General features: G+C 73.0%; 20 protein-coding genes. 11 read left to right on the top strand and 9 right to left on the bottom strand.

Annotation, left to right across the window (positions count from 1 at the left end):
• Window positions 1-59: 59 nt before the first annotated feature.
• The 4 genes from UO65_RS13280 to UO65_RS13265 all read right to left on the bottom strand — a co-directional run bounded on the left by UO65_RS13280 (window position 60) and on the right by UO65_RS13265 (window position 4811).
• Complete coding sequence (locus tag UO65_RS13280; RefSeq protein ID WP_035282295.1) at window positions 60-1661, bottom strand: MDR family MFS transporter; 1602 nt, start codon at window positions 1659-1661, stop codon at window positions 60-62.
• Between the two features lie 9 nt (window positions 1662-1670).
• Window positions 1671-2294 (bottom strand): acyl-CoA-like ligand-binding transcription factor, encoded by a 624-nt coding sequence (locus UO65_RS13275; protein WP_035282291.1) that lies wholly within the window; start codon window positions 2292-2294, stop codon window positions 1671-1673.
• 112 nt (window positions 2295-2406) lie between these two features.
• Complete coding sequence (locus UO65_RS13270) at window positions 2407-3279, bottom strand: helix-turn-helix domain-containing protein (RefSeq protein WP_035282287.1); 873 nt, start codon at window positions 3277-3279, stop codon at window positions 2407-2409.
• Window positions 3280-3407: 128 nt separating this feature from the next.
• Complete coding sequence (locus UO65_RS13265) at window positions 3408-4811, bottom strand: KamA family radical SAM protein (protein WP_035282283.1); 1404 nt, start codon at window positions 4809-4811, stop codon at window positions 3408-3410.
• Between the two features lie 79 nt (window positions 4812-4890).
• Between UO65_RS13265 and kdd the strand changes: the two genes are divergently transcribed.
• The 7 genes from kdd (at window position 4891) to UO65_RS13230 (ending at window position 13155) form a co-directional block, all read left to right on the top strand.
• The gene (gene kdd / locus UO65_RS13260) at window positions 4891-5952 is read left to right on the top strand and encodes an L-erythro-3,5-diaminohexanoate dehydrogenase (RefSeq protein ID WP_233427559.1); all 1062 of its coding nucleotides are present in this window, start codon (window positions 4891-4893) and stop codon (window positions 5950-5952) included.
• Window positions 5949-7589 carry an amidohydrolase gene (locus UO65_RS13255; protein WP_035282277.1) on the top strand — a complete coding sequence of 547 codons (1641 nt, stop codon included), beginning with the start codon at window positions 5949-5951 and terminating at the stop codon, window positions 7587-7589. Before kdd ends, UO65_RS13255 begins: the two co-directional genes overlap by 4 nt.
• On the top strand, window positions 7576-9141 hold the full coding sequence (kamD, locus tag UO65_RS13250; RefSeq protein WP_035282276.1) for a lysine 5,6-aminomutase subunit alpha: 1566 nt from the start codon (window positions 7576-7578) through the stop codon (window positions 9139-9141). The genes UO65_RS13255 and kamD overlap by 14 nt, the downstream gene beginning before the upstream one ends.
• A 4-nt stretch (window positions 9142-9145) precedes the next feature.
• Window positions 9146-9949 (top strand): lysine 5,6-aminomutase subunit beta, encoded by an 804-nt coding sequence (gene kamE, locus UO65_RS13245; protein ID WP_084175540.1) that lies wholly within the window; start codon window positions 9146-9148, stop codon window positions 9947-9949.
• Entirely contained in the window at window positions 9946-10344 is a 399-nt protein-coding gene (gene kal / locus UO65_RS13240) for a 3-aminobutyryl-CoA ammonia lyase (RefSeq protein WP_035282274.1), read from the top strand. Before kamE ends, kal begins: the two co-directional genes overlap by 4 nt.
• A 208-nt stretch (window positions 10345-10552) precedes the next feature.
• Window positions 10553-12628 carry an AMP-binding protein gene (locus UO65_RS13235; RefSeq protein WP_035282272.1) on the top strand — a complete coding sequence of 692 codons (2076 nt, stop codon included), beginning with the start codon at window positions 10553-10555 and terminating at the stop codon, window positions 12626-12628.
• The gene (locus UO65_RS13230) at window positions 12625-13155 is read left to right on the top strand and encodes a DUF3558 family protein (protein WP_084175539.1); all 531 of its coding nucleotides are present in this window, start codon (window positions 12625-12627) and stop codon (window positions 13153-13155) included. The genes UO65_RS13235 and UO65_RS13230 overlap by 4 nt, the downstream gene beginning before the upstream one ends.
• Before the next feature lie 411 nt (window positions 13156-13566).
• Here the strand turns inward: UO65_RS13230 and UO65_RS13225 are convergent, their stop codons facing one another.
• On the bottom strand, window positions 13567-14427 hold the full coding sequence (locus tag UO65_RS13225) for a Vgb family protein (RefSeq protein ID WP_035282268.1): 861 nt from the start codon (window positions 14425-14427) through the stop codon (window positions 13567-13569).
• Window positions 14424-14900 (bottom strand): nitroreductase/quinone reductase family protein, encoded by a 477-nt coding sequence (locus tag UO65_RS13220; RefSeq protein WP_052021135.1) that lies wholly within the window; start codon window positions 14898-14900, stop codon window positions 14424-14426. Before UO65_RS13220 ends, UO65_RS13225 begins: the two co-directional genes overlap by 4 nt.
• A gap of 207 nt (window positions 14901-15107) precedes the next feature.
• On the opposite strand from UO65_RS13220, the gene lnt reads away from it, so the two are divergent.
• Entirely contained in the window at window positions 15108-16718 is a 1611-nt protein-coding gene (lnt, locus tag UO65_RS13215) for an apolipoprotein N-acyltransferase (RefSeq protein WP_052021134.1), read from the top strand.
• A gap of 58 nt (window positions 16719-16776) precedes the next feature.
• Window positions 16777-17544 carry a polyprenol monophosphomannose synthase gene (locus UO65_RS13210; RefSeq protein WP_035282265.1) on the top strand — a complete coding sequence of 256 codons (768 nt, stop codon included), beginning with the start codon at window positions 16777-16779 and terminating at the stop codon, window positions 17542-17544.
• 144 nt (window positions 17545-17688) lie between these two features.
• Here UO65_RS13210 and UO65_RS13205 read toward each other — a convergent pair whose 3' ends face one another.
• Both UO65_RS13205 and UO65_RS13200 read right to left on the bottom strand, forming a co-directional pair.
• Complete coding sequence (locus UO65_RS13205) at window positions 17689-18030, bottom strand: RNA polymerase-binding protein RbpA (protein WP_035282262.1); 342 nt, start codon at window positions 18028-18030, stop codon at window positions 17689-17691.
• Window positions 18031-18462: 432 nt separating this feature from the next.
• Entirely contained in the window at window positions 18463-19884 is a 1422-nt protein-coding gene (locus tag UO65_RS13200; RefSeq protein ID WP_035282260.1) for an MFS transporter, read from the bottom strand.
• A gap of 259 nt (window positions 19885-20143) precedes the next feature.
• Here UO65_RS13200 and UO65_RS13195 point away from each other — a divergent pair, with 259 nt between their 5' ends.
• A complete protein-coding gene (locus tag UO65_RS13195) occupies window positions 20144-20800 on the top strand; it encodes a transglycosylase family protein (RefSeq protein WP_084175537.1) in 657 nt (218 codons plus the stop codon).
• A gap of 15 nt (window positions 20801-20815) precedes the next feature.
• On the opposite strand, the gene UO65_RS13190 is transcribed toward UO65_RS13195, so the two are convergent.
• Window positions 20816-21607: a glycerophosphodiester phosphodiesterase gene (locus UO65_RS13190; RefSeq protein ID WP_035282258.1), complete on the bottom strand. Its 792-nt coding sequence runs from the start codon at window positions 21605-21607 to the stop codon at window positions 20816-20818.
• 66 nt (window positions 21608-21673) lie between these two features.
• On the opposite strand from UO65_RS13190, the gene UO65_RS13185 reads away from it, so the two are divergent.
• Window positions 21674-22027, top strand: coding sequence for a hypothetical protein (locus UO65_RS13185; RefSeq protein WP_035282257.1), 354 nt, complete (start codon window positions 21674-21676; stop codon window positions 22025-22027).
• Window positions 22028-22077 lie beyond the last annotated feature (50 nt).

The raw sequence follows: 22077 nt of genomic DNA, 5'->3' as shown, positions 1-22077 counted from the left end.
CCTGGGCGCCGGGGGCGAAGCGCAGTTCCAGCACCTCGCGGGTGGCGTGGCGGGTGTGGCTAGTGGGTGTTCGCCATCTCGGCGGCCAGGCGTTCGTCGCCGCTGAGGGTCATGAGGGGCTTTTCCTTGATGAGCAGGACGGCGATGGCGGCGATGACCGCGATCGGGGTGGCCACCAGGAACAGGTGGGCGGTGGCCGAGCCGTAGATGTCCTGCACGATCAGCCGGACCGGTTCGGGCAGGGTGGTCAGGTCCGGGACGGCGGTGGAGCTGCCGCCGGTGGGGGCGCCGGGGAAGCGCTCGGCGAAGTCGGAGCTGATCCGGTTCGCCAGGACGGCGCCCAGGGCGCTGACGCCGACCGCGCCGCCGAGGCTGCGGAAGAAGGTCAGGGTGGAGGTGGTGGCGCCGAGGTCCTTGGCGGGGACGTCGTTCTGCGCGGCGAGCACCAGGTTCTGCATGAGCAGGCCGACGCCGACGCCGAGGACGGCCATGTAGACCGCGACCAGGGGGATGGCGGTGCCCGCGCCGATGGTGGACAGCAGCAGCATGCCCGCGACCATGATCACGCCGCCCGCGACGAGGTAGGCCTTCCAGCGGCCGTACTTGCTGATCAACTGCCCGGCGACGGTGGAGGACACCAGCAGGCCGAAGATCAGCGGCAGGCTGAGCAGCCCGGCCTTGGTGGGGGACATGCCGTGCCCGATCTGGAAGTACTGCGACAGGAACACGGTGCCGCCGAACATGGCCACGCCGACCAGGGCGGAGGCGATGATGGACATGGTGACGGTGCGGTTGCGGAAGATCGACAGGGGCACGACGGGGTCCTTGGCGCGGCCCTCGACGAAGACGGCGAGGGCGAGCAGCACGACGCCCACGGCGACCAGCAGCGCGGTCCAGCCGGAGGCCCAGGCGAACTTGTTGCCCGCCAGGGAGGACCACACCAGCAGGGTGGACACGCCGGTGACGATGAGCGCGGCGCCGAGCCAGTCGATGGTGACCTCCTTGCGCACGACCGGCAGGTGCAGGGTCTTCTGCAGCAGGGCGATGGAGGCGAGGGTGAAGGGGACGCCGATGAAGAAGCACCAGCGCCAGCCCAGCCAGGAGGTGTCGACCAGGATGCCGCCGATGAGCGGTCCGGCGACGGTGGCGACGCCGAACACGGCGCCGAAGATGCCGGAGTAGCGGCCGAGTTCGCGGGGCGGGATCATCGCGGCCATCACGATGGTGGCCAGTGCGGAGATGCCGCCCGCGCCGAGGCCCTGGGCGATGCGGCTGGCGATGAGGACCTCGATGTTGGGGGCGAAGCCCGCGACGAGGGAGCCGAGGACGAACATCGCCAGGGAGAGCTGGATGAGCAGCTTGCGGCTGTAGAGGTCGGCCATCTTGCCCCACAGGGGGACGGTGGCGGTCATGGCGAGCAGTTCGGTGGTGACGACCCAGGTGTAGACGGACTGGCTGCCGTTGAGGTCGGAGATGATGCGCGGCAGTGCGTTGGAGACGATGGTGGAGGCCAGGATGGCCATGAACATGCCGAGCATCAGCCCGGAGATGGCTTGGAGGACGTCGCGGCGGCCGAGGGGGGCCGGGGTGTCGGCGCCGGTGGTGGGTGTGGCGGTGGGGTCGGGTCCGGTGGCGCCGGGCTCGGTGGTGGTGTCGGGCATCGCTCCTCGTCAGGGTTGTTCGGTCGGTGCGGGCAGGCCGCGTTCGAGCAGGTGGAAGGCTTCGCTGAGGACGTCGGCGAGGACGGGTGGGTCGGTCGGGGTGGACCAGCGGGTGATGGCGACCCGGAAGGCGGCGCCCGCGGCGGCGGCGACGAGTCGCGGGTAGGTGTGGTCGGCGGGCAGGTCGAGGCGTTCGGCGAGGGCGTTGGCGAGTTGTTGCTCGGTGGCGGCGCCGGAGAGGAAGGCGCGGTTGAGCAGGTCGGGGTGTTGTCGCACGACCTGCATGCGCAGCACCCAGCGGTGGTGGTCGACGTCGGCGGTGCCGATCTCGTCGAGGAGCATCTCGCGGACGGCGGTGAGGGGTGGTTCGTGCCGGGGTCGGTTGAGGACCATGGTGCGGATGCGGGTGCCGAGGTCGTCGTCGGGGATGAGGACGGCGTCTTCCTTGGAGGGGAAGTAGTTGAAGAAGGTGCGGGTGGAGACGCCCGCGCGTTCGGCGATGTCGTCGACGGTGACGTGGTCGAGGCCGCGTTCGGCGGCGAGGTCCAGGGCGGCGTCGGACAGGGCGGTCCTGGTTTCGCGCTTCTTGCGGTCGCGCAGGCCTTCGGTGCGTGCGGTGGCCGGTGTTGCCATGGGCACAGGGTAGCGCGGTTGGGTGCAGTGTCTGCAAGTTTGCAGTGTCTGCACCTTGGTGAGGTGGGTCTCGTGCGGGTGGCCTGTGGGCAGTGGTGTGCGCCGGGGTGGGCTAGCGCGTGTTCCTGGCCGGGTCCGACGGTGGGGACAGCGTCCAGTTGGCGAGGAGGTCGAGGGCTTGGCGGGAGGGTGACCCGGGTTCGGCGGTGTAGACGTAGAGGGTGCTGTCGGTGTCGCCGGGCGGGGTGAGGGTTTCGTAGTCGACGGTGAGGTCCCCGACGACGGGGTGGTGCAGTCGTTTGGAGCCGTGGGTGCGCTGGTGGACGCGGTGTTCGTCCCACCAGCCGGGGAATTCGGCGCTGGTGGTGCGCAGTTCGGCCACGAGGTCTGCGGTGGCCCGGTCGTGCGGGTCGGCGCCGAGTTCCAGGCGCAGGCTCTCCACGGCGGCCCGGGCTTGGGGTTCCCAGTCGGCGAACAGGGTGCGGGCGTCCTCGTCGAGCAGCATCCAGCGGGCGTAGTTGCGCTCGGCGGGCGGGCGGGCTTCGAAGTCGGCGAACAGCGCCCGGGCCATCCGGTTGGTGGCGAGGATGTCGGTGCGGCGCCCGAGGACCATCGCCGGTTCGCCGTCGAGGCTGTCGAGGAGCTGGCGCAGCCCGGGGCGGACGCGCTGGACGGGGCGTGCGCGGGGCCGTGGGGGTTTGCCCGCTGCGGCGATGAGGTCTTCGAGGTGGGCCTGGCCCGCCGGGTCGAGTCCCAGGGCGCGGCCGAGGGCGTCGAGGACGGACGGGGACGGGACGATCCGCCGCCCCTGTTCGAGTCGGGCGTAGTAGTCGGTCGAGACGCCTGCCAGCAGCGCCACCTCCTCGCGGCGCAGTCCCGGCACCCGCCGGATGCGGGCGTCGGCGGGCAGTCCGGCGCGTGCGGGGTCGCACTGGCCGCGTGTGCGGCGCAGGAAGTCGGCGAGTTCCTGGTTCTTCTCGGTCACCGTTCCAGTGTGCCGCGTCCGGGGGTCTCGCCCGGACCTCCGCGTCCCGACGCCGTCGGGCGGACCGCTCGCGGGCGGGTTCGTCCGAGGACGTCGGGGCGCGGGCACCGGCAGGGGGTCAGAGGGGGTCAGAGGGGGTTGTCGGCCCAGCGGCGCCTGCCCGATTCGGGGAGGGTGGAGATGGGGTCGTAGTAGGGGTAGCGGCGGTCGAGCACGTCGGCGTCCTCGAGGCGTTCGGTGCCCGCCCGGTAGTTCTTGGTCCAGTAGGACACGCCCAGGTCGCGGTCGTACTCGGCGAGCTGGTGCACCCAGCGCTTGCCGACGTAGGGGACGTCGCAGATGATGCGCGGGGTGGCGTAGCCGGGCAGGTAGCCCATGATGGCGTGCTGGAGTTGCTGGGCTTCCCAGACCGCGACCCGCCAGTGCTCGGCGTTGGGGATCATGTCGCACATGTAGAAGTAGTACGGGAGGATGTTCGCCTCCCCCTGCAGGGCGAAGCACAGGTCGAGCAGGGCTTCGGGGGTGGCGTTGACCCCGCGCATGAGCACCCCTTGGTTGCGCACGTCGCGGACGCCGATCTCCAGGGCGGTGCGGGTGGCTTCGGCGACCAGCGGGGTGAGCGTTTGGGCGTGGTTGACGTGGGTGTGGATGGCGAGGTTGACCCCGCGGCGGCGGGCGGTGCGGGCGACGCGTTCGAGTCCTTCGACGACGGTGGGTTGCAGCCAGTGCTGCGGCAGGGCGGCGAAGGCCTTGGTGGCGAGGCGGATGTCGCGCACGGTGGGGATGTCGAGCAGGCGCATGAGGAACGACTCGAGTTGCTTCCAGGGCACGTTGGCCACGTCGCCGCCGGAGACGACGACGTCGCGGACGCCGGGGGTGGCCCGGAGGTAGTCGATCATGCGTTCCTGCCGGTCGACCGGTTTGAGGGTGAGCCGGTGCTTGTCGACCTGGGGGGTGGAGTTGCCGACGAGGTCCATGCGGGTGCAGTGCCCGCAGTACTGGGGGCAGGTGGAGAGCAGTTCGGCGAGGACCTTGGTGGGGTAGCGGTGGGTCAGGCCCTCCACGACCCACATCTCCGCCTCGTGCAGGGAGTCGCGGGCGGAGTGGGGGTGGCTCGGCCAGGTGGGGTCGCGGTCGGTGGCGACGGGGAGCATGTAGTTGCGGATGGGGTCGGCGAGGAAGGCGGCGGTGAACGCCGCGGGGGTGGTAGGGGCGTCGGGGGCCATGGTGTTGAGCATCTGCGGGGGGATGAGCATCGACATCGTGGCCAGGTTCGCCTGGTCGGCGGCCAGGTCGGTGTAGAAGTCCTCGGTGAGCAGGTCGCCGACGACGCCGCGGAGCTGGGTGGGGTTCTTGACGCAGTGCGCCCGCTGCCACTGCGCGTCGCGCCACTGGGCCTCGGTGACGTCGCGCCAGCCGGGGAAGCGCCGCCAGTCGGGTTCGACGAGTTCGCAGCGGACGTAGTCGTAGGGCTGGCCACTGCCCCGGGTCGCGGGGTCCGTGATCACGGAGTGATCGTCCAGTGCGGTCATCTCTACTCCTCGCCGATAGGGTTGCGTGAAGATATGCTGTCATATGGCTGTCTGGACGTAAATTTTTCGGCAAGGAGGGGTGGGCGCTGTGGGTGCTGCGGCGACGAGGACGGTCGGTTCCCCGCTGGGGCTGCACCGGGTGCTCGACGAGCCGGGGGTGCTGCCCCAGCGGGCGCGGCGGCTCGACCCCGACCCGACGCCGTGGCCGGACGAGGTGGTGCTCGACGTGGAGGTGCTCAACCTCGACGCCGCCTCCTTCCGGCAACTGCGCGAGGAGCACGGCTCCGGGGCGCGGGTGCGGGCCGCGGTGGCGGCGGTCGTCGCCGAGCGGGGGAAGATGCAGAACCCGGTGACCGGGTCGGGCGGGATGCTGCTGGGCACGGTGCGCGCGGTCGGTCCGCGGTCCCCGCTGGGCCTGCGCGTCGGGGACCGGGTCGCCACGCTGGTGTCGTTGTCGCTGACCCCGCTGCGGATCACCGACGGGCTGGCGCGGTGGGACGGGGAGTCCGAGCAGGTGCCGTGCGCGGGGACCGCGGTGCTGTTCGGCCGGTCCATCGCCGCGGTGCTGCCGCCGGACCTGCCCGACGCGGTGGCGCTGTCGGTGCTGGACGTGTGCGGGGCGCCCGCGCTGACCGACCGGGTGGTGCGCGAGGCCGGGGCGGGGGCGTCGGTGTGCGTGCTGGGCGGCGGCGGCAAGTCCGGGTCGCTGTCGCTGGCCGCCGCCCGGGCCGCGGGGGCCGGTCGGGTGGTGGCGCTGGTGCCGACCGAGGCCGAGGCCGCCGCGGTGCGCGCGGCCGGGTTGGCCGACGAGGTCGTGCTCGCCGATGCCCGGGACCCGGTGGCGGTGGCCGAGGCGGTGGGGGAGCCGGTGGGTGTGACCGTGGTGTGCGTGGACGTGCCCGGCTGCGAGCACGGGGCGGTCCTGGCCACCGCCGACGGCGGCACGGTGGTGTTCTTCTCCATGGCGACGTCGTTCACCGCCGCGGCGCTGGGCGCGGAGGGGGTGGCCGCGGACGTGCGGATGCTGGTGGGCAACGGGTACGTGCCCGGGCACGCGGAGTTCGCGCTGTCGCTCTACCGCGCCGAGCCCGGGGTGCGGGCGCTGTTCGCCGCCCGGGAGCGGCAGACTCACACCCCATGACCAGCGCTGAGAAGCCCTCGACCACCCTGCTGCTCGGCGGGCGGGTCCACTCCCCGGCCGACCCGCACGCCACCGCGATGGCCGTGGAGGGCGGTGTCGTGGTGTGGCTCGGGCAGGACTCCGTGGGCCGCGCCCTGCACCCCGACGCCGAGGTGGTGGAGCTGGACGGGGCGTTCGTGGCCCCGGCGTTCGTCGACGCGCACGTGCACGCCACCTCCGCCGGGCTGCTGCGCACCGGCCTGGACCTGACCGGGTGCGCGTCGGTGGCCGAGTGCCTCGACGTGCTGGCCGCGCACGTGCGCGCCACCGACGGCGCCCCGGTGTGGGGACACGGGTGGGACGAGACGGGGTGGCCGGACAAGCGCCCGCCGACGCGCGCGGAGATCGACCTGGCCTGCGCCGGGGCCCCGGTGTACCTGTCGCGGGTCGACGTGCACTCCGCGCTGGTGTCCTCCGCGCTGCTGGGCCGGGTGCCCGCGGTGCGCGGCGACGACGGGTTCGACCCCACCGGGCCGCTGACCCGCGACGCGCACCACCGGGTGCGCCAGGCCGCGCAGGAGGCGATCACCCCGGCGCAGCGGGCCGCCGCGCAGGACGGGTTCCTGCGCCACGCCGCGGCGATGGGGGTGGCCGCGGTGCACGAGTGCGCCGGTCCGCACATCTCCGGCCGCGACGACCTGGCCGCCCTGCTCGCCCGCAGCGGCGGGCAGCGGCCCGAGGTGGTGGGCTACTGGGGTGAGCGGGCACCGGCGTCGCTGGCCGCCGAGCTGGGGGTGCGCGGGCTGGCCGGTGACCTGTTCGTCGACGGCGCCCTCGGCTCGCGCACCGCGGCCCTGTGCTCCCCCTACGCCGACGCCCCCGACACCTCCGGGGCGCTGTACCTCGACGCGGTGGCGGTCGCCGAGCACCTGGTGGTGTGCACCGAGGCGGGCATCCAGGCCGGGTTCCACGTCATCGGCGACGGCGCGGTCGCCGAGGTCGTCGCCGGGTTCGACCTGGCCGAGCAGCGGGTGGGCCGCGCGGCGCTGGCCGGGTCGCGCCACCGCCTGGAACACCTGGAGATGGTCACCGCCGAGCAGGCGCTGAAGTTGGGCCAGTGGGGTGTGGTGGCCTCGGTGCAGCCGCTGTTCGACGCCACCTGGGGCGGCCCGGACGGCATGTACGCCGACCGGCTCGGCCCCGAGCGCGGCACGGCGCTCAACCCGCTGTCCCGCCTCGCCGCCGCCGGGGTGGTCCTGGCCCTGGGCTCCGACGCCCCGGTGACCCGGCTGGACCCGTGGGCCTCCGTCCGCGCCGCGGTGCACCACCGCACCGACGGCGCCGGGCTCTCACCCCGGGCGGCGTTCACCGCCCACACCCGCGGCGGGTGGCGCGCCGCGGGCGTCGACGACGGGGTCACCGGCACGCTCGTGCCCGGCGCCCCGGCCACCTACGCGGTGTGGCGGGCCGACGAACTGGTCACCGCGGGCACCGATTCCCGCGTGCGGCGCTGGTCGACCGACCCGCGCTCCCGCGTCCCCGGGCTGCCGCCGCTGGACCCCGGCGCCGAGCTGCCCGTGTGCCTGCGCACCGTGCACAGCGGTCGGACCCTCTACGACCGCTCCCGCGACGAGGAGGAGACCCATGCCGCTTCTTGACCTCGACCCGGCCGTGGTGTCCCGCGCCAGGGACCTGGCCGCCCGCGCCGCCGAACCGGTGGTGGCGCTGGCCCGCGCGCACACCACCGTCGCGGTGGAGCGGGCCACGCTGCGCCTGGCCGGGATCACCGGCGCCGACACCGCCCACCGCGCCGGGGACGTGCCGTGGGTCAACCGGGTCGTCGACACCGTCGGCGAGCACTGCGGCCTGGAGCACGGGGTGGTGCTGCCGGTGTTCCATGCCCTGCGCGAGCACGACCTGGGCTCGCTGACCGACCTCGCCGAGGCCACCGCAGCCGGTCAGGTGCGCTTCACCCTGCCCACCGGGGCCGCCGCGACCCGCGCGGGCAAGGCAGCCCGCACCGCGGTGGCCAGGGGGCTGCGCACCGTCGACCGCAACCGGGCCACCCGCGACAAGCTCGTCACCAGGCTGGGGGACCCGCCGCAGCGGCCGTGGATCTACCTGATCGTGGCCACCGGCGACATCGACGAGGACGTGGTGCAGGCCGCCAACGCCGCCCGCGCAGGCGCCGACATCATCGCCGTCATCCGCTCCACCGGGCAGTCGCTGCTGGACTACGTGCCCGAGGGCGCCACCCACCACGGGTTCGCGGGCACCTACGCCACCCAGGAGAACTTCCGCATCATGCGCGCGGCGATGGACGAGGTGTCGCGCGAGGTGGGCCGCTACGTGCGGGTCACCAACTACGCCTCCGGGCTGTGCATGCCCGAGATCGCCGTCCTCGCCGGGCTCGAACGGCTCGACATGATGCTCAACGACTCCATGTACGGCATCCTCTTCCGCGACATCAACCCCGTCCGCACCTTCGTCGACCAGCGGTTCTCCCGCCAGGTCCACGCCCGCGCCGGGATCATCATCAACACCGGCGAGGACAACTACCTCACCACCGACGACGCCGTGGACGCCGCGCACACCGTCACCGTCTCCCAACTGCTCAACGAGCGCTTCGCCCACGAGGCCGGGCTGCCCGACGAGCTGCTGGGCCTCGGGCACGCCTTCGAGATCAACCCGAAGGTGCCCGACTCCTTCCGGCTGGAGCTGGCGCACGCGCTGCTGGCCCGCGAGCTGTTCCCCGACGCCCCGCTGAAGTGGATGCCGCCGACCAAGCACATGACCGGCAACGTGTTCGACGGGCACCTGCTCGACGGGTTCTTCAACCTCGCCGGGGTCCTCACCGGCCAGTCGATCCTGCTGGTCGGGATGATGACCGAGGCGGTGGTGACCCCGTTCCTGTCCGACCGCGACCTGGCCCTGGGCAACGTCCGCTACGTGCTGGAGGCGGCCGGGACCCTCGCCGAGGACTTCCGCCCCACCCCCGACGGGCTCATCGTCAAGCGCGCCCACCAGGTCCTCGGCGAAGCCGTCGACCTGCTCGAACGCGTCGTCGACGACGGGCTGCTGACCGCCATCGGCCGCGGCACCTTCGGGCTGATGAAGCGCCCCGCCGACCGGGGCAAGGGCGCCGACGGCGTCGTGGAGAAGGCCGAGGGCTACCTCAACCCCGCCACCACCCTGCTCGACGGGGAGTGACCCGGTGGACGACAACACGACGAAGGGCGACGCGGTGACCCAGAACGACCCCGCGGGGGCACCGCGGCCCCGCCACGTCCGCCCCTACGGCGACACCACCGGCGACGGCATGGCCCAGCTCTCCTTCACCCTGCCCGTGCCGCACGGGCCCCGCGCCGACGGCGCCGCGCAGCAGCTCGCGAACAAGATGGGCATAGACCCGGCCATGGTCGTGCACTCGCACCCCATCGGCACCGACTTCACCTTCTTCGTCGTCTACGGCTCGGTCACCCACCTCGTCGACCTCGACGCCGTGCGGGTCGTCGAACGCGACTACCCGCTGCTGCCGCCCGCGGAGGTCAACGCCGCCCTCAAGCGGCGGCTGCGGCGCAAGCTCGTCGTGGTCGGGGCGTGCATCGGCACCGACGCGCACACCGTGGGCATCGACGCGATCCTCAACATCAAGGGCTTCGCCGGGGAGAAGGGGCTGGAGTACTACCGGGAGCTGCGGGTGGTCAACCTCGGCGCCCAGGTCACCGTGCCCGACCTGGTCCGCCGCGCCCGCGCCGAGAAGGCCGACGCGGTGCTGGTCTCGCAGGTGGTCACCCAGCGCGACGCGCACATCCTCAACACCCAGGAGATGTCCGCGGCGTTCCGCGAGGCCACCGGGGCGCACTGCCCGCTGCTCATCGCCGGTGGCCCCCGGTTCGACCCGCTGATGTCCGCCGAACTCGGCGTCGACCGGGTCTTCGGCCGCGGCACCACCCCCGGCGAGGTCGCCAGCTACCTCGTGCACGCCATCACCGAGAGGACAGCGGTACCGGCATGAACCCCCAGCACCCCACCGAGGGGACCTCGGTCACCCACCGCCGCTACGTGCCGCACTCGCACGCCCACTACGGCGGCAACCTCGTCGACGGCGCCTACGGGCTGGGCCTGTTCGGCGACGTGGCCACCGAGCTGTGCGTGCGCACCGACGGCGACGAAGGGCTCTTCGCCGGGTACACCGGGGTGCAGTTCCTCGCCCCGCTGCACGCCGGTGACGTCGTCGAGGCCACCGCGACCCTGGTGCGGGTGGGCACCCGCTCGCGCGGCATGGAGTTCGAGGCCCGCGTGGTCTGCCGCGCCGCCCCCGATCGCGGCCCCTCCGCCGCCGACGTCCTCGATCCCCCGATCGTGATCACCCGGGCCACCGGAACGGTGGTGATCCCGCCAAAGCAGTGACAACCGGTCACCTCGCTTTGGTTGCCCCCGGGCAAATCCGGAGCGTCACAACCGCCCGGTAACCAGGGGATTCGGCTGGGCCGTGCGAGTGATCTTCCTCCGTGTTGGGCCATTTGGCCCACGCCATGCTTGCACCCGTTGGTGGGCGGCTGATAACAACCCGGTGAACCAGGGGTGACCCTGAGGGCACCGGGTCGTACGGAGGAACATGCCGACCGAGCTCGTCGAGGTGGAGCAGGTCCTCGGTCACGCCCCGGAGCAGGTCTGGGAACTGATCGGGGACCCCGCCCTCTACTCCCGCTACGTCCGCGAGGTCGCCACCGCCGAACGCGTGGCCGCGCACACGCGCAACCCCCGCTACCGGGTGCGGTTCAGCGTGCGCGGCAGGCCACCTGTGCCCGACGAGGTCGAGGTCCTCGTCAGCCGCCCCCGCGAACACCTGGTGCTGATCAGCCCCCGCTGGCACGACGGGCACCTCAGCGTCCGCCTCGAGAGCGTCCGGGGCGACGCGGGCGGCCGCGAACGCACCCGCGTGCAGGTGATGCTGTCGCTGCCGGACTCGCTGACCGCCGGGACCGTGCTCACCCCCTCCTGGACGCGCAAGCGCATCCGCAAGGCCCTCGCCCTCATGGACCACCACCTGGCCGGGCGCGCGCTGACCGTCTCGCCCACCCGCATCGACCAGGCCGCCCGGGGCCAGACCGCGCTCACCGTGGCCCGCACCCTCGCCCGCGCCGGGGTCCTGGGCCCCGGCCGCCCGGACCGGGTCGTCCGCCAGCTCGGCGAGCTGTCCCGGTGGGGCGCCACCCTCGTCGGCGGCTACCGGGCCGCGGCCGCCCGCGTCCCCGACGCCCTGGCCGTGCGCGACGAACGCGGCGGCCTCACCTACGCCGAGGTCGACGCCCGCACCACCCGCCTGGCCAACGCCCTCGCCGAACGCGGGGTCCGCCAGGGCCGCCGGGTGGCGGTGATGTGCCGCAACCACGCCGGGCTGGTGGAGTCCACCATCGCCTGCGGCAAGCTCGGCGCCGACGTGGTGCTGCTCAACACCGGCCTGTCCGCCGACCAGGTCGCCGACCTCGTCGCCGAGCACCGGCCGATCGCCCTGCTCGCCGACGCCGAGTTCGCCCCGCTGTTCCACCACCTGCCCCGCTCGCTGACCTGGATCTCCACCTGGTCGGCCGCCCCCGGCGACCTGACCACCGACGCCCTCGTCGCCGACGGCTCACCCGCGCCGATCCACCCACCCGCCCAACCGGGGCGGATCATCGTGCTCACCTCCGGCACCACCGGCACCCCCAAGGGCGCCCGCCGCCGCACCCCGTCGGGTCTCAGCGCCGCCGCCGCGGTGCTCTCCCGCATCCCGCTGCGCGCCGGGGAGCGCATGCTGGTCTCCGCGCCCCTGTTCCACACCTGGGGCCTGGCCGGGATGCAGTTGTGCATGCCGCTGCACGCCACCATGACCCTGCAGCGGCGGTTCGACCCGGAAGCCGCGCTGCGCGTCATCGCCGAACAGCGCATCACCGCCTTCTTCGCCGTTCCGGTCATGCTGCAACGGATCATGGACCTGCCCGCGCACGTGCGCGAGCGCCACGACACCTCCTCGCTGCGGGTCGTGGCCTCCAGCGGCTCGGCGCTGCCCGGGTCGCTGGTCACCTCCTTCATGGACACCTTCGGCGAGGTCCTCTACAACCTCTACGGGTCCACCGAGGTGTCCTGGGCATCCATCGCCACCCCCGCCGACCTGCGCGCCGCCCCCGCCACCGCGGGCCGCTGCCCGGTCGGCACCAAGGTCGGCATCCTCGACGCCGACGGGAACCCGCTGCCCCCCGGCGCGGTCGGGCGCATCTGCGTGGGCAACGAGATGCTGTTCGAGGGCTACACCTGCGGCGCCACCTCCGAGATGCACGACGACCTGATGGTCACCGGCGACCGCGGCTACCTCGACGCCGACCGGCGGCTGTTCGTCTCCGGCCGCGACGACGACATGATCGTCTCCGGTGGCGAGAACGTGTTCCCCCGCCCGGTGGAGGAACTGCTGCTGTCCATCGACGAGGTCGCCGACGTCGCCGTGGTGGGCGTCGCCGACCACGAGTTCGGGCAGCGCTTCGCGGCCTACCTGGCCCTCAAACCCGGTGCCCGGCTCGGCGTGACGGCGGTGCAGGAGTTCATCCACGAGCACCTCGAGCGCTACTCGGTGCCGAGGGACGTAATCTTCGTCCGAAAGGTCCCGCGCAACGCGACCGGCAAGGTCGTCAAGCGCCTGTTGGTGGAGCAGGAATGACTGTGCGATCGTTCGCCGCTGTGACGGCTGTGGTGTTGTCCCTGTTCGCCGCCGGGTGTTCGGCCGACGAACCCACCGGCCCCCCGCCGCCCGCCCCCATCGGGGACGGGCCGCTGCGGCTCGCCGACCCGTGCACCCTGCTACCCGCCTCGGCGGTCTCCGAAGCCGGGCTGCGCCCCGCCACCCCCGGCCCGGCCCGCGACGACGGCTACCGCGACTGCCGCTGGGTGCACGGGGAGGAGAAGAAGTTCGACCACCAGGTCAACGTCACCATCATCGCCAGCGCCGAGTTCCCCACCGTGCAGGACAACAAGGCGTTCGCGGTGGACACGATGTCGCCGGGCGGGCGGGAGGGCAAGCGGCTGCGCTACCAGGGCACCGCGGGTTGCCAGTACGTCCTCGACACCGCCCCGGCCGAGCGGGTCTCGATGACGGTGCTGGCCTCGACGGGGACGGTGGAGGAGGCGTGCGCGCTGCTCGACTCCTACGCCACCAGCATGGTCAAGGCCCTGCCCGCCGGGGTCTAGCTCGCCGGGGTGTGGCTCGCTGCTCGACAGCTCACTCGTGTCTTCGCAAGGGCCGGGATTTTGTCCTTGGCGCCTGGGTGGGTGGTTCTGCTTGGGCGGGGCCCCTACGGCGATCACGTGCCCGGCGTGACCGAGTGGGGCGAAAAGAGTGCCCCACTGCCCGGACAGGCTTGCACGTGATCGCCTCCCCCACCCAAGCAGAACCACCCACCCAGGCGTCTGCTTAGCCGGGCCTGCGGTTGCGGGGGTGGTCGCCTGCTGTGCCTGGTGGGTTCGCGGTGGCTGGTTGCCAGGGGGCGGTTCGTGAGTGGCAGGCCGGCCGCTGCGCCGGTGGGGTTCGGTGTGCCTGGTGGCTGGGCCTGCGGGCTCGGGGCGGGGACGGCAGGCGCGGGTGGTTCGGGGTGGTGGGGTTCAGCGGTTCGCGGTGACGCGGGCCAGTTCGCCGGACTCCAGTGCCACCCACACCCGCTGACCCCACACCGACAGGCCGTGCGGTTCCGAGCCCGGGGGCAGGGGCGGGGCGTGGGTGATGCGCCCGCGCGGGTCGACGTGGCCGAGGCGGGCGGCGCCCCACTCGGTGAACCAGCAGCCGCCCGCCCCGTCCGGGGCGATGGCGTGCGGGCGGGCGTCGCGGTCGGGCAGGGGGTGTTCGTGGATGCGGCCACCGAGGCCCACCCGGCCCAGGGCGCCCGCGCCGATCTCGACGAACCACAGGTGTCCGCCGGAGCAGGTGATGCCCACCGGTCCGGCGTCCGGGGTGAGCAGCGGGTGCACGGTCACCGCGCGGTCGGGGGCGATCCGGGCCAGGGCGTTCGCCTGATTGAGGGTGCACCACAGCGCCTGGTCCGGGCCCACGGCGAGACCGGCGGGGAAGCAGTCGGCGGGCAGGTCCACCACCTCGACCGCGCCGTTGGGGGTGAGCACCCCGACCCGGTGGTCCTCGGTGTCGGTGAACCACAGCGACCCGTCGCCGGTGAGGGCCAGGCCGTAGGGGACACCGGGGACCGGCACCGAGGTCACCGAGCCGTCCGGGGTGATCCGGCCCAGGTGGCCGTCGCCGTGGCGGCTGAACCAGACCGAGCCGTCCGGGGCGGGCACGATCGTCGTCGGCGCCGCCCCCGGGTCCAGGTCGAACCGGGTGCACGCGCCGTCGGGGGCGCGGCGCACGACGGCGTCGGCGTGCACGAGGGTCACCCACAGCGCGTCGGGGGCGGTCTGGGCGATGCCGTACGGGCCTTCGCCCGGTGCGGCGAACGGCACGACCTCGGTCACCGGAGGGGTTCGACCACCACCAGCGGGATCTCCCGGGGCGCCTTGGCCCGGTAGGTGTCGTAGTCCGGCCACAGGGACGTCATCAGGTGCCACAGCCTCGGCTTCTCCTCCGCGGTCGCCCGGCGGGCCCTGGCGACGAACCGGTCCGGCCCCACCTGGAGTTCGACCTCGCCGTCGGCCAGCAGGTTCAGGTACCACGCCGGGTCCGCCGGGGCGCCGCCGTTGGAGGCCACCAGGACGTAGCGGCCCTCCTCGTCGAGACCGTAGACCAGGGCGGTGCGCCTGCGCTTGCCCGAGCGGCGGCCGCGGGTGGTCAGCAGCAGCATGTCCAGCCCGTCGACCACCTCGGTCTCGGTGCCGCCGGACTCCACGTAGCGGCGGATGTGCTCGGCGACGAAACCCAGCGGGCTGTCGACGACACCGCCCGGGTCGCTGCGCCGCGGCTCGTCCGAGCCGCCGTCGGAGAAGCTCACCCCGGCGACGCTAGCAGCGCTCCGCACCCCCGGGCAGGGCATTCGGACTCACCCTCGACTTAGGCCGTGTTTCGAAAGCCCGGGGTTTTGGTGGGTGTGCCCGCTCGCCGGGGCGCCGGTTCTCGGGGAGCCTGCTTCGAGGACACGTCCCGGGGGCGACCCGCGACACCGCGGGGACCCCCCACCGGGTGGCCGTAGGCTGGCGCGGTGGTCGCCCCCGCCGTCGCACCGGACCCCGGTCCGGACACCCCCACCCGCTCCGCCCGCCTGGCCGTGCTGCTGCGCTGCGCCGCCGTGCTGGCCGCCGGTGGGCTCACCTACCTGGCCTGGCCGCCGCGCACCCTGTGGTGGCTGGCCCCGATCGGGTTGGCCGTGCTGGGCTGGGTGCTGCGCGGGCGGCGGGCGCGCGCCGGGTTCGGCTACGGGGTGCTGTTCGGCCTGGGGCTGATGACCCCGGCGCTGGCCTGGACCGGGGTGTTCGTCGGCCCGGTCGCCTGGTTGCCGCTGAGCCTGCTCGAAGCGCTGTTCGTCGGGCTGGCCTGCGCGGCGATGGCCGTGGTCAGCAGGCTGCCCGGGGCGGTGCTGTGGACGGCGCTGCTGTGGGTGGCGGGGGAGACCCTGCGCTCGGTGGTGCCCTTCGGCGGGTTCCCCTGGGTCAAGCTCGCCTTCAGCCAGCCCGAGGGCCTGTACCTGCCGCTGGCCTCCCTCGGCGGCACCCCGCTGATCGCGCTCGCGGTCTGCCTCACCGGCTTCGGCCTCGGCGAACTCGCCCACCGCCTGGCCACCGGCCGGGGCACCCCGAAGCTGCTGCTGGTCCCGGTGCTGGCCACCGTCGCGCCCCTGCTGGCCGGGATCGCGGCCACCGGGGCCGTGGGCACCGACGCCGACTCCGGCGAGGTCACCGTCGCCGCCGTGCAGGGCAACGTGCCGCGCGCCGGGCTGGACTTCAACGCCCAGCGCCGCGCCGTGCTCGACAACCACGTCACCCGCACCCACCAGCTCGCCGCCGACGTCCGCGCGGGCCGGGTGCCCCAGCCCGACCTGGTGATCTGGCCGGAGAACGCCTCCGACATCGACCCGTTCCGCAACGCCGACGCCCGCGCCCTCATCGACGGCGCCGCCCGCGACATCGGGGTGCCCATCGCCGTGGGCTCGGTGGTCGTCGGCGAGGACGGGCTGCCGCGCAACACCGTCGTGCTGTGGGACCCGCAGCTCGGGCCGGTCGACCGGTACACCAAGCGGCAGTTGCAACCCTTCGGCGAGACCATGCCGATGCGGTCGCTGTTCCGCCTCTTCAGCGCCGAGGTCGACCGGGCGGGCAACTTCCAGCCCGGCACCGACCCCACCGTGTTCACCATGGGCCGGGCCAGGGTGGCGCTGGCCACCTGCTACGAGGTGGCGTTCGACTCGGTGGTGCGCGACTCGGTGCGCAACGGGTCGAACCTGCTGGCCATCCCCACCAACAACGCCACCTTCGGCCGCTCGGAGATGACCTACCAGCAGCTCGCCATGGACCGGGTGCGCGCCGTCGAGCACGGCCGCGGCGTCGTCGTCGCGGCCACCAGCGGGGTCAGCGCGCTGATCCGCCCCGACGGGTCGGTCCTCGCCGAAACCGGTCTTTTCACCCCCGCCGCACTGGTGGCGGCGCTGCCGCTGCGGTCGGCGACTACGATGGCGGACCGATTGGGCGTGTGGCCGGAAGCGGTCATGGTGGCCGTCGCCCTCGCCGCACTGGTGTCCGCACTGGTGGCGGGCAGGCGCGCACGGACGACCGGGGCTGGTGTGGCGACCACCCCGGGCGCCCCCCGACAGGCATGACGGCGACAGGTTCGATGGTCCGGGGCGCGCCCGCGCACCGGCGAGGAGGAGACCGCGCATGGCGGAGCAGCCGCACGATCCCGCACAGCTCGACCCGGTGCTGGTGGTGATCCCGACCTACAACGAGCGGGAGAACCTCGGGATCATCATCGAACGGCTCAACGCCGCACTCCCCGGGGCGCACGCGCTGGTGGTCGACGACGGCAGCCCCGACGGCACCGGCGAACTGGCCGACGAGCTGGCCGCCGCCGACGAGCGGGTGCACGTGCTGCACCGCACGGAGAAGGCGGGCCTGGGCGCGGCGTACCTGGCCGGGTTCACCTGGGCGCTGGAGCACGACTACGCCGTCGTCGTGGAGATGGACGCCGACGGCTCGCACGCCCCCGAGGACCTGCCCAGGATGCTCGACGCCCTCGGCGACGCCGACCTGGTGCTCGGTTCCCGGTACGTGCCCGGCGGCAGGGTCGTCAACTGGCCCAAGAGCCGCGAGGTGCTCTCCCGGGGCGGCAACCTGTACTCCCAGCTCGCGCTGGGGGCGAAGGTCCGCGACATCACCGGCGGCTACCGGGCGTTCCGGCGGGCGGTGCTGGAGAAGCTCAAGCTGGGCAACGTCGCCTCCCAGGGCTACTGCTTCCAGGTCGACCTGGCCTGGCGCACCATCGAGGCCGGGTTCACCGTGGTCGAGGTGCCGATCACCTTCACCGAGCGCGAGCGCGGCCAGTCGAAGATGAGCGGCAACATCGTCCGCGAAGCGCTGTGGCGGGTCACCAAGTGGGGTCTGCGCCGCCGGGGCAACCAGCTCAAGGCGCTGCTGCGCATCAAGTGAACGCCGTCGAGCGCCCACCCGGCAGCCGGGTGGGCGCTCGACGGTCGTGCCGCGGGCAGGGCTCGGTGGTCGTGCCCCGGGCAGGGAAACGGCCGCCCGAGTGGGGGAGTCCCGGGCGGCCGTCGGTCTGGCGGTGTGGTGCGGCTAGGCGGGGCGGCGGCGGGTGCGCAGCTCGGCCAGGCGCTCGGTCAGCAGGTCCTCCAGCTCCGGGATGGAGCGGCGTTCCAGCAGCATGTCCCAGTGCGTGCGCGGCGGCTTGACCTTCTTCGGTTCCGGGTCGGACCCGTCGATCATCTTCGACTCGAGCCCGTGCAGCCTGCACTCCCACACCGAGGGGACCTCGGCATCGTCGGAGAAGGGGACCTCGAAGTCGTGGTCCTTCGGGCACGCGTACCGGACCGTCCGGCGGGGGGCGAGGTCGTGATTGCGGTCAGTCTCGTAGCTGACCGCACCTAGCCGGCTACCACGGAGAACACGGTCGGCCATAGCGGTGTCCTTTCACTCGGCTCGTCCAGCAGAGCCCGGGGTGTTGCTCACCCAGCGCAACGAACAGAGCGGGGAAGGCATTCCCCGACCGCCCGCCGCGATCGCTCAGGGTGACATTATTCACCCGTCAACGACAGCGTCCTACTGAGAGATGCCCGTTTTTCGGTTTCGTGACGCGCTGCTCCACGATCGACGCCAACATCTCACCCACTTGGGGGATGATAGCTCTCAACCGTGCGTCCAGGCGATGGAGAGTTGTCCGCAGGCCACAAGTTCGCCTCGGCGGCCACCTCGGTGGAGGTGACAGCGGTGGAGCGCTTGATGACACACGGTAATTGAGGCGAAGTCGAGTTCGACCGGATTTCTGTCACTGTGGGTAGCGGAGCGAGTGGTTTGCGTGTGCGCGCGACCCGTCCGCGGACCCGGAAGCCCTCAAAGCAACTCCGGGGCCTTGTTGCCCACCGCGGCGATCGCGCGGCGCACCGGCACGAAGTACATCAGCACCAGCCCGACGAAGAAGAAGATCACCAGCGAGATGATCGCGTACCGGTAGGACCCCGTCGTCGAGGCCATCACCGCGAACACCAGCGGGCCCAGCCACGAGGTGGCGCGCTCGCCGATCTCGTAGACGGAGAAGTACTGCGCCTCCTTGCCCGGGGGCACCATCTGGCTGAACAGCGACCGAGACAGCGCGTTCGTGCCGCCGAGCACCAGACCGATGCCACCGGCCAGGGCGTAGAACTGCAACGCCTGCCCGGCCTGCACGAAGTACGCCGCGCCGATGACCAGCACCCACACCAGCAGGCTGGCCATGATCGTCTTCTTGGCGCCGATGCGCCTGGCCACCAGCCCGTGCAGCACCCCGCCGAAGAACGCCACGAACTGCACGATGAGGATCGTGGTGATCAGCACCTCCGCCTCGAAGCCCAACTCCTCGCTGCCGTACTGGGCCGAGACGTTGGCGACGGTGGCGATGCCGTCGGTGTAGATCAGGTAGGTGCCCAGGAACGCCAGGGTCAGCGGGAACGCCCTGGCGTGGCGCAGGGTGTCGCGCAGCTCGCGGAACCCGGCGGTGACCACCGACCCCCGCGCGGGCGGCAGGTCGGCGCGGTCGTGGTGCCCGCGCAGCCGCCGCAGCGGGATCAGGGTGAACAGCGACCACCAGATCCCGGAGGTCAGGAACGCGATCTGCGCGGCGTTGCCCGCGGTGATGCCGAGGCTGTCGCGGAACAGGTACACCACAAGCTGGATGGCCAGCGCCACCCCGCCGCCGAGGTAGCCGAACGCCCAGCCGTTGGTGGAGAGGCGGTCGCGCTCGTCGGCGGTGGCGATCTCGGGCAGGTACGAGTAGTAGATGACCACCGAGGTGCCGTAGCCGATGTTGCCGAGGATGAACAGCACCACCCCCAGCCCCCAGGCGCCGCCGCCGACCAGGGCCATCGCCGCAGTGGCGATCGATCCGCCGAAGGCGAACGCGGCCAGCATGGGCTTCTTGTTGGTGCTGCGGTCGGCGATGGCGCCCATCAGCGGCACGATCAGCACCTGGATGACGGTGGCGATCGAGAGCAGGTACCCCCACAGCGACCCGGCCGGGAAGTGCAGGCCGAGCAGGGTGATATCGCAGTTGTTGAGCCGGTCGCTTTCCCCGGCGGCGTCCAGGCAGGCCCGGGTGCCGTTGAGCGCGGTGTCGGACTGGGCGGCGGTGGCGGCGACCTCGGTGAGGTAGAGGGAGCCGAACACGGTGGTCACCGAGGTGGGGAACACCGAGTTCGCCCAGTCGTACCAGCACCACCCGCGTTGCTCGCGGCGGCGGGCCCGCGCCTCGCCCGCGTCGGGGGTGCTGTCGTCGACCATGCTCAAAACCGCCTCCGCCGTGCTCGTGTGCAGGCGGAGAGTACGGGTTGCCCGGTGGCGGCGGTCACGCCGGAGCGGCACCCGTCGACAAACATCGCCGAACATTCACCCCGTACGACCGTTCGGCCCAACATCAAACCCACCGAACGGCCCATCGCTGGATGGGGTGACAAGCCGCGGGGAGACGGACAACCCGTGAGGTACGTGTGACCGGTGGGGCGATTGTGGACAGTGGGAGCGCCGCTTACCGTCGTCGATCATGGCTGGAGCGCGCGGGGTGCCGAGACTGCTGATCGTGCTGACGACCGTGGGCGCCGCGACGGTGCTCCTGGCCGGTCAGGCCGCCGCCGATCCCCCGGCCCGGGACTGGGCGCGGCTGCGGCAGTGCGAGTCCAGCGGCCGGTACGCCACCAACACCGGCAACGGCTACTACGGCGCCTACCAGTTCGACCTGCCCACCTGGCGCAGCGTCGGCGGCACCGGCAGCCCGCACCAGGCGTCCCCCGCCGAACAGGACCACCGCGCCCTGTACCTGTACCGGATGCGCGGCTGGCAGCCGTGGACGTGCGCGGGCACCCTGGGCCTGCGCGCCGACGGCGACGCCCGCAGCAAACGCGTCCCCACCTACGCCGAATCCGCCTACATCGGCGGCGGGGGTGCCCCCGCCCCGGCGCCGACCGGCGCGCCCCCGTGGCCGGGCAAGGTCTTCACCCACGGCGACTGCGACCCGGACCTGCGCCCCTGGCAGTTGCGGATGAACGCCCACGGCTACCACTTCGAGGGCACCGGCTGCTACTACGCCGAGACCCGCACCGCGGTCCTGGCCCTGCAACGCGCCAACGGCATCCCCGACTCCGGCCACCTGGGCCCCAAGACCTGGGTAGCGGCGTGGGAGGGCACCCCGCCGCGACCCTGAACCGCCCGGGTCCGCTCAGGCGGTGGCCCACAGGCCGCGCTCGACGAGCACGTCGCGCAGCACCGCCGGGTCGTCGGTCATCAGCCCGTCGACCCCCAGGTCCAGCAGCGCGCGCATGCTCGGCGCGTCGTCGATGGTCCACACGTGCACCTCCGCGCCCCGGCGCCGCGCCAGCGCCACCATCCGGGCGTCGACCACCGTCAGCGGGCCCTGCCGCACCGGCACCTGCGCCACCAGCGGCCGGGTCGCCGCCCGGGTGAACCGCGCGGGCACCCGCTTGCCCGCCCAGAACCCCAGGATCGCCCGCACCCCCATCGACGTGAGCACCCGCGGCCCGGCCAGCGCCCGCACCCGCGCCATCCGCGCCTCGGAGAACGACGCCAGGCACACCCGGTCCCACGCGTCGGCCTCGGCGATGACCTCCAGGGCCGGTTCCACCACCGCGTCGGACTTCAGGTCGATGTTCAGCCGCGCCCCCGGCACCGCCGCCAGCAGCTCCGCCAGGGTCGGCACCGGTTCGCGGCCGCCGATGTTCGCCGCCCGCACCCGCTCCCAGGTCTGCGCGGCGATCGGGCCGCGGCCGTCGGTGGTGCGGTCGAGGACCGCGTCGTGGTGGACCACCACCACCCCGTCGCCGGTGGCGTGCACGTCGGTCTCGAGGTAGTGGTAGCCCTCGGCGACCGCCCGGCGGAACGCCGACAGGGAGTTCTCCAGGCCCGCGAGGTCGTCGCGGTGCCAGCCCCGGTGCACGAACGCCCGGGGGTGCGGGCCGTTGAGGAAACCGTGGGTGCGTGGGTCGGTGGACACCCGTCGAGTGTGCCCCAGCGGCGTGGCTCGGGAGTGGCGGTCGGGTGTCGGCTAGCGTCCCGGCACATGACCGGTCCGACAGCCGCGTCCGGGCGCCGGGGCGCGCCGCGGCACTGCGGGTGGTGCGGGCGCGAGATCGCCGGGGCCGCCACCGGTGGGCGCCCGCGCCGCTACTGCGCCCAGTCCTGCCGCCAGCGCGCCTACGAGCGCCGCACCCAGGTCCAGCGCGGGGGCCTGCCCGAGGACGCGGTGGTGCTCTCGGCGGCGGAGCTGTCCGACCTGCAGGACCGGTTGTTCCGGCTGCGCTGCGCCGCCGAGGACGTGGTGACGGCGGCCGATGATGGGGCGAGTGCCGCTGAGCTGCGGATACTCGCCGAGCGTGTCGGTTCCGACGCCCAGGGGCTCGAGCGACTGCGCTGAACAGGACCGGTCCACTACGCTTCGTGCGCATGTCCCCACGACAACGGGTG

Source organism: Actinokineospora spheciospongiae, from assembly GCF_000564855.1.
Lineage (GTDB): Bacteria > Actinomycetota > Actinomycetes > Mycobacteriales > Pseudonocardiaceae > Actinokineospora > Actinokineospora spheciospongiae.
The sequence above is the reverse complement of the archived record's forward strand: the minus strand, read 5'-3'. Positions and strand labels throughout refer to the sequence as shown.